The sequence below is a fragment of the Streptomyces sp. XY431 genome, assembly GCF_001279805.1.
In the GTDB taxonomy this organism is placed as follows: domain Bacteria; phylum Actinomycetota; class Actinomycetes; order Streptomycetales; family Streptomycetaceae; genus Kitasatospora; species Kitasatospora purpeofusca.
Genome location: NZ_LGDO01000158.1, coordinates 1 through 7435 on the forward strand (window position 1 = coordinate 1; position 7435 = coordinate 7435).

A 7435-nucleotide genomic window follows, 5' to 3' on the forward strand; every position below is an offset into this window, starting at 1 on the left:
GCGCGGGCGTGGTCGAGCCAGCGGACGAAGGCGGCGCGGCGGGCGGCGGCGTGCACGACGGCCGAAGCGTCGGGCGCGAGGTCGGGCGCGGGGTCCGGGTCGGGGTCGGGGTCGGGGTCCGGGTCGGGCGCGGTGGCGAGGCGGACGGCGGTCCAGCCGGCGGCGCCGACCCACGCGCCGGGGGTCGCGGCGCGCAGGGCCTCGGCGAGGGCGAGCGGGAGGGTGTCCGGGGCGGCGTCGAAGGTACTGCCGTCGGGGAGGGCGAGCCGCCACGGGGCGGCGGACGGAGGGCGTTCGGTGAGGGCGCGGTAGTGGGCGACCTCGGCGGCGGAGGGCTCGACCTCGGCGGTGACCTCGGCGCAGACGGCCCGCACCGCCGCGCTGCCCTCGTACGCGGCGGCGGTGATGGAGCCGAGTTCGACGGCGGCCTGCTGGTCGAGGCGGGCAGGCGCGGCCGCCGGGTGGACGGCGAGGCCGCGTTCGGCGGCGACGGCTTCGCAGAGCGCCTCGGTCAGCAGCACCTGGGCGACCCAGCGGGCGAGTTGCCGGTCCTCGCCACTGCCCGGCGCGGGCAGCGCGGCGGCCCGGGGGCCGGTGCGCAGGGCGGCGAGGCGGCGGTCGAGGCCGGTGCGGGGCAGCGGCCGGCCGTCGAGCAGGCCGAGGACCGGGGCTTCGGCGGGAGTGGTCACGGTGCGACCACCACCGCGACGGTGGGGGCGTACTGGCAGCGGCCGAACCACATCACCTTGGCCAGGGCCCAGTAGGCTCCGGGGTCCGTCGTGGCCGGGGCGGCGAGTTCGAACTCCTCGACCGCTTCGGCGCCCGCGGCGAGGGTGAAGCCGCGGACGGGGGCACCGACGGCCTCCCAGGTGCCCCAGGGCGAGACGAGTTGCAGTTCGCCGCGGATCTCGCCGCGGGTGCGGTTGCTCAGCCGCAGCACCAGGACGCCCCGCTCCCCCGGGGCGAGCCGGACGGTGTCGGCGAGCACGGCGACGCCGAGGCCGGTGTCGCGGCCCTCGGTGGCCTTGGTGCCCTGGGCGGCGGTCCAGTCCTCGGGGGCCTCGCCGGGGACGGGGAGGAGCTCCGGCAGCTCGCCGACCGCCACCGTGACCACGTCCTCGATCTCCTGCCCGTCGTGGGCCACCCGGACGGCGGCGAAGTACAGGCCGGGCGCGGCGTCGGCGGGCGGGGTGAGGGTGACCGGGAAGCGGAGGTGGCCGCCGGGCGCCAGCCGGTAGGGGCGGGCGCTGGGGCCGGCCGTCCAGCCCTCCGGCGGGTGGACGGTGGCGGTGCCCTCCACGGCGGCGTCCTGGAGCTGGGAGGAGAGCGCAACCGAGAGGGTGACGGGCTCCCCGGCCGTCCGCAGCAGGCCGGGCGAGGCGCCGACGGACACCGGGAGGTAGCCGAGCGGCGCCGGGCCCCGGTTGTGCAGCCAGTAGCGGGCGTGCACGGGCTGGGCGGGCTCGGCGGTCGCGCCGAGCACGGGTCCGGCGGGGTCGGCGGCCACCCCGGGGCGGGCCAGCAGGGTGGCGAACGCCGAACCGGGGAGCGTGAGTCCGCCGTCGACCGGGCCGGTGGGACGCTCCAGCAGGTCGGCGTGACGCAGGTCGACCAGGCCCAGCGCGCCGCCGAGGGCGACGGTGCTGCCCAGTCCGGTCGACTCGACCAGGCGGACGGTGAGCAGTTGGGCGCCGGCGGTGGCGGCGGACCCGTGGGCGATCGGGTTCCCGGCCGGTTTGAGGGCGCCGAGCAGCACCCGGCGGGCGGGTTCGACCCGCAGCCAGGAGAGCGTGGCGGGCAGCGGGCCCGACTGCCCGGCGGGCACCGCCCGGGCGTACAGCGGGTGATTGAACTCCTGCCCCTGGGACGGGAGTTCCTGGTCCCGCCAGTCGCCGGGACCACCGACCAGGGCGTAGTGGAAGTCGTGCGTCCAGTGCTGGAGCTGGAAGGACGCGCCGTCAGGCAGGGTGCGCCGGGGCGGGTCGATCCAGACGCCGGAGGGCCAGCCGGTGCAGGAGCGCAGCAGGGACAGGTGGAGCGCGCCGCTGGTGTCGACGGCGAAGCCGGGCAGGCCGTAGGTCAGCAACGCCACGGTGTGGTCGGTGAGTTGTTCGGCGGCGGGCGGGGCCGCCGGGCAGCGGGCGGTGATCCGGGCGTCCGCGAGGTCGGCGGTGAGCGCGGCCGGGTCGGTGACGACCAGCGCGGGCAGGGCGCGCAGGTCGCGCAGGTCCGCGCCGGGCCGCCAGACCTCGGTCAGCGGGGCGGCGGCGGGTACCCAGACCGCGCCGTGGGCCTTGAGCACGGCCGCGTACTCCTCGCCCGCGCGCTCCAGCAACTCCCGGGTGGCGTCGTTGGTCTCGGGACCGCCGAGGAGGATCCGCAGGTCCGGCAGGTTGGAGTCGACGTCCAGCCAGCCGTACCGGGCCCAGTCGGCGCCGGAGGTGGTGGCGGTGACGCCGACCCGGGCGAGCGCGACGACCAGCTCCCGGGCGTCGGCGGCGGCGTCCAGCTCGGGGACGACCACCTCGGCGACGCCGAAGGCCCGTTCGCCGAGCGGCGCGCCGGTGACCGGGTCGGTGAGCAGGACCCGCGCGGTGGAGCCGAGGCCGAACCAGGTGTTGGCGGGGTTGTCGAGGGTCCACGGCGCCTCGGCCGAGTCGACGTCCGGCATCGCGAAGCCCCGGCCGACGACGGCCCCGGCCACCTCGCTGACCGGCAGCGCCCCCGGCAGGTCGACGGGGAACCGCAGCCGCAGCAGCCGGTCGGCGCCGCGGTGGTCGAGCACCCTGGTCCGGCAGTCGACCCGGTCGAGGCCGCGCCAGAGGGTGACCGTCTGCTCGAACCGCAGGCCGTCCACCGTCCCGGTGACCACCAGGCGTTCGCCGAGCGGGCCGGTCTCACGGCGGACCTCGGCCGGACCGGAGCAGGAGCCGGTCACCGGGCCCTTGGGGAGCAGGTGCCAGGGGCCCTCGCCGAAGTCGGGGTGCTGGGGGTACTCCTCGTACACCCGCAGTTCGTTGCCGACCAGTCCGGTCCGGATCAACTCCCTTTCGTGCAGCAGGTCCTGGACGGAGCAGAGGCCGCCGCCGCGGGCCGGGTCGGCGGTGACCCGGTAGCGGTCGTTGGCGACGGTGAGGCCCTCGGCCGGGCGCCAGGGTGTGGCGGCCGGAGTTCCGGGCAGCAGCCGCCAGGTCCGCCAGCCGAGCGCCGGCACGTGCTCGGCCAGGAAGCGCAGGGTGCCCCGGTCGAGGGCGCAGGGCACCGGTGCGCCCGTGTCGTCCAGCACCCGCAGCCCGCGGGCCGCCGCCTCCGCCGCCGCCTCCGGGGGCAGCGGGACGGCCACCAGGTCGGTGCGGTCGAAGGAGAGCGTGTTGGTGACGACGACGCAGCCGCCCTCGCCGGCCGGGGTGGCGATCCGCGCGGTCAACGCATCCAGCGCCCGGTCCCGGACGTCGGCCGCCAGGTCGTACGCCTCCCGCCAGCCGCCGAGCAGGTCCAGGTACACCTGGTCGGACTCGGAGCCGGTGATCGCGTCGTGGTGGGCGCCGTAGGCGAGGTGGCGCCACGCCTTGTCGAGCGCGGCCGCCGGGTAGCGGCCCAGGCCCTGCGCCTCGGCGAGCACCGCGAGCTTCTCGGCGTCGACGGCCGCCGTCTCCGCCGCCCGCTGGGCCTGCTTGGTGTCGATGTAGGAGACGTCCTTGCCGGTGTAGACGGGGTTCATGTCGCGGCTCTGCGGGCCGGGGCGGCGGCCGGTCGCGGCGAGTTCGGCGCGCACCGCGTCCAGGAAGTCGCGGGGGGTGGCGCAGACGAACCTCGGCCACAGGTACTTGGCGGCCCAGGAGCGGTGGATCGCGGTGACCCACTTGTTGGGCGGGGTGTAGTCGGTGCCGACCGGCAGCAGCAGGTTCCTGGTCGCGCCGACCGGCTTGAGCTTGCGGTAGAGCTCGTACACGGCCCGTTCGGCGGTGGCGAGGTCGGCCGAGGAGTCCATCCACCAGCCGGCCGAGTAGTGGTGCGGCATGTAGTGGGTGAGCACGCCCTCGCCGCTCGGGGCGATCCATTCGAACTCGCTGGGGAACTGCATCACCCGGGCGTCGTCCTTGGCCTCCCGGAAGTTCTTCTGGATCGGGCCCCACTGGTGGAAGGGGCCGCGCGCCCAGGCGCTGCCGGTGAGTCCGGCGGCGGCGAGGTGGCCGGGGAACTGCGGGTCGTGCCCGAACACGTCGAGCTGCCAGGCGGTCCGCGGGTCGCCGCCGAGGATGTCGCGCTGGTAGCCGATGCCGTAGGCGATGTTGCGGATGGTGGTCTCGGCGCCGGTGAGATTGGTGTTGGGCTCGTTGTAGGTGCCGCCGACGAGTTCCACCTGGCCCCGGTCGAGCAGCAGCCGAAGCGTCTCCCGGCGCTCCGGGTGCTGGTCGAAGTAGGGCTTCAGGTAGTCGACTTCGGCGAGCACGAACTTGTACACCGGGTCGCGCAGTGCGAGGTCGAGGTGGGCGTCGACCAGCGCGAAGCCGTTGCGCTCCCACAGCGGCCGGGTGGTGGCGTCGGCGGAGAGCAGTTCCCAGGGCGAGGTGTAGGCGGCCTGGGTGTTCCACCACACCGGGTCGTAGTGGAAGTGGGAGACGAGGAACATCGTCCAGCCGGGTTCGGCGACCTCGACCACGCCCCCGGCGCGGGCGCCGCCGGCCTCGACGGTGACCGGCAGCCGGACGCCGGGGGCGGTGCCGGTGATCTCCAGCGGGACTTCGACCTGCCCCGTGCCGGCCGCCTCGCCGCGCACGCCCGGGCCGGTGACGGTGATCCGGGTGGCGGGCGGGCCGTCGAGGGTGACCCGCAGCAGCTGCCGCGGGGCGTGCTCGGGGCCGGTGAACAGGTCCGTGCTCTCGACGGCGGTGAGGGTGACCGGCACGGGGAGGGTCCTTTCGGGAAGGGGCGGTCCGGGAACGGCGGGGTGTCACCCGCTCCTGGGGGCGCCAGACGCCCCAGGGAGTGTCAGGTGCCCCAGGCCTCGAACTCGTAGATCCGGGCGGCCGGATCGGTGCCCTGGGTCGGTTTGGTCACCACCAGCCGGACGTACCGGGCCGTGGTGGTCACGGGGTGGGTGGTGGTGCCGGCGGTGTTGCCGGTGACGGTGGCGACGGTGGTCCACGGGTCGGTGGCGGCCGAGCGGACCTGGACCGAGAAGTCCCGGGTGTTGTACGAGGCGCTCTCCCCGCCCGCCTGGGCGTGCTTGACCACGAACTTCGTCAGCGGCTTCGCCGAACCGAGGTCCACCTCCAGCCACTTGCCGCTGGTGAGGGTGCACCACTTGTCGCCGTTGCCGCCGTTGACGGTGCCGTTGACGGCCTTGGCCGGGCCCTCGTCGGTGTTGCACTGGCCGGAGGCGGTGGCCGGGCGGCCCAGCGCCAGGTTGGTGCCGGTGGGCGGGGTGCTGGTCCAGGGGACGGTGGTGGTGGCGACGGTGGAGCGGCCGTACTCGGTGGAGACGGCCTCGACCTCGACGGTGGTGCTCGCCTCCGTCCCGGCGCGGTCGAGCCGGTTGACGAAGAACGCGTCGGACGGGGTGGCGCCCAGGTAGCCCCGGGTGCCGTCGGCGTTGCGCCGGTACAGCTCGTAGTGGTGCACGTTCCCGCCGGCGGACGGCGTCCAGGCGAGCCGCAGCGACTGACTGCTCCCGGCCACCACGTCGGCCGCGCCGAGCACGGTCAGCCCGGACGGCGCCGCCGGGGCGTCCACCGCACCGTCGTACACGGCGAGTTGGCCGATCCGCAGATCGTAGGCGGAGCCGGTGCCGGTGGTCCGCAGGCCGATCTGGGCGATGGTGCGGCCGGCGTAGGCGGACAGGTCGAGCGTCCTGCGCTCCCAGCCGGTGCCGCTGGTGGCACCCAGGTCGAGGGTGGTGAAGGTGGTCGGCGCGTCGGTGAAGGAGACCGCGGCGGCGAGGCGGGTGGCGCCGGCGGCCGGGGTCTTCAGCACCACCGACAGCTTGGTGTCGGCCGCGACCGGCAGCCTGCTCTGGTACAGCCGCACCGTGTTGACGGCGCTCGGTGTGCCGGTGAGGCGCAGCGAGGAGCCGCCCTCGTAGGCGTCGGCGAAGTCGACGGACGGGGTCACCTTGCTGCCGGTGGACTCCACCAGCCAGTGGTAGGTGGGCGGGACGTCCTGGAGCGAGAGGTTGTTCCAGCCGCCGGTGGCGACCCGGGTGCCGGCGGCGTTGTAGAAGTCGCCCTCGCCGGAGGAGAAGTTGGTGACGAAGGGCTTGGCGGTGACCGGGGTGGACTCGGCGACGTAGCTCGCCAGGCCCTTCCAGGACGAGGAGGTGGAGGTGTTGGAGGGGTCGTTGTTGGCGCCGACCCAGTACCGGGCGTCCTTGGCCAGGTAGTCGGCCCGGTCGGCCGCCGACTTCCAGGTCCACTCGGGGCGGTAGAGGCCGAGCGAGGTGGTGTGCGGCTTGCCGGCGGGGAAGAGCGAGTTCCAGTCGACGCCGGTGTTGTAGCCGTTGGCCTCGGTGTCGATGCCGGAGTAGAGCTCGTACTCGCTCCGGCCGAGGCCCCGGGCCAGGGTGCGGGAGGAGTCCAGGCCGCCGGAGGACCAGTTGAAGTTGAGGAACATCGAGTCGGAGGTGCGCTTCGCACCGTCCTGGAGGAAGGCGTCGTTGGCGCTGGTCAGGGCGTTCTGCCAACTGACCGCTCCGGACTCGGTCATGGCGTCGTACCACATGAAATCGGTGGCGCTCTGCGCCTTGGTGTACTGCATCAGGTCGCGGACCTGGCCGGCGAGTGCCGAATCGCCGCCGCCGGTCTCCTGGTTGATGAACCAGCCGTCGAAGCCGTAGTACTGGGCGGCCTGGACGAGCTTGTCGGCGACGGGGTAGCGGCTGCCGGACTTCTGCACGAAGTCGCGCACCCACTGGAGTTGGCCGCCGTACGCGGCGGGCGGGAAGAACACCGTGCCGTAGACCTTGACGCCGTTGCGGTGGGCGGCGTCGATCACGGTCGGGTTGGGGGCGAGGATGAGGCCCTCGCCGGCAGAGCCGCCCCAGAACACCAGTTTGTCGACGTACTGCCAGTAGCCGAAGGCGTAGTAGTTGGGGTCGGTGGAGCCCTGGGAGGGGTTGTTGGAGGTGGGTCCGAAGGACACCAGCGAGGCGATCCTCCCTTCGCCGGCACGGGCGTTGGGGTTGGCCTTGAGCGCCGGGTCGGCGGTGCGGGGCTGGAGCGGGACGCGGGCGCGGTTGAACCGGGCGTCCGGGTCGGTGGCGGGGTCCCAGCCGAGGATGGTGTTCGGGTACCAGTAGGAGGCGTAGGGCTGGGTGCCGGTGGCGGCGGTCGCCGCGGCGGGGGCCGCCGGGGACGGGGGGGCGGGGGGGGTGGGCGCGGCCCGGGCGACCGTGGGGGTGAGGCCCAGGACGGCTGCGCCGAGGGCGGCGCCCAGC

3 protein-coding genes are annotated in these 7435 nt (G+C 74.9%); all 3 read right to left on the bottom strand.

Annotated elements, in window-relative coordinates:
* Window positions 1–689: DUF7158 domain-containing protein (locus ADK60_RS44885; RefSeq protein ID WP_053647280.1), on the bottom strand; the 689-nt coding region annotated here is incomplete at its 3' end.
* Complete coding sequence (locus ADK60_RS18190; protein ID WP_053647282.1) at window positions 686–4909, bottom strand: glycoside hydrolase family 38 N-terminal domain-containing protein; 4224 nt, start codon at window positions 4907–4909, stop codon at window positions 686–688. The genes ADK60_RS18190 and ADK60_RS44885, both read right to left, overlap by 4 nt.
* An 83-nt stretch (window positions 4910–4992) precedes the next feature.
* A partial coding sequence (locus ADK60_RS18195; RefSeq protein ID WP_199839692.1) for an endo-beta-N-acetylglucosaminidase occupies window positions 4993–7435 on the bottom strand: 2443 nt, incomplete at its 5' end.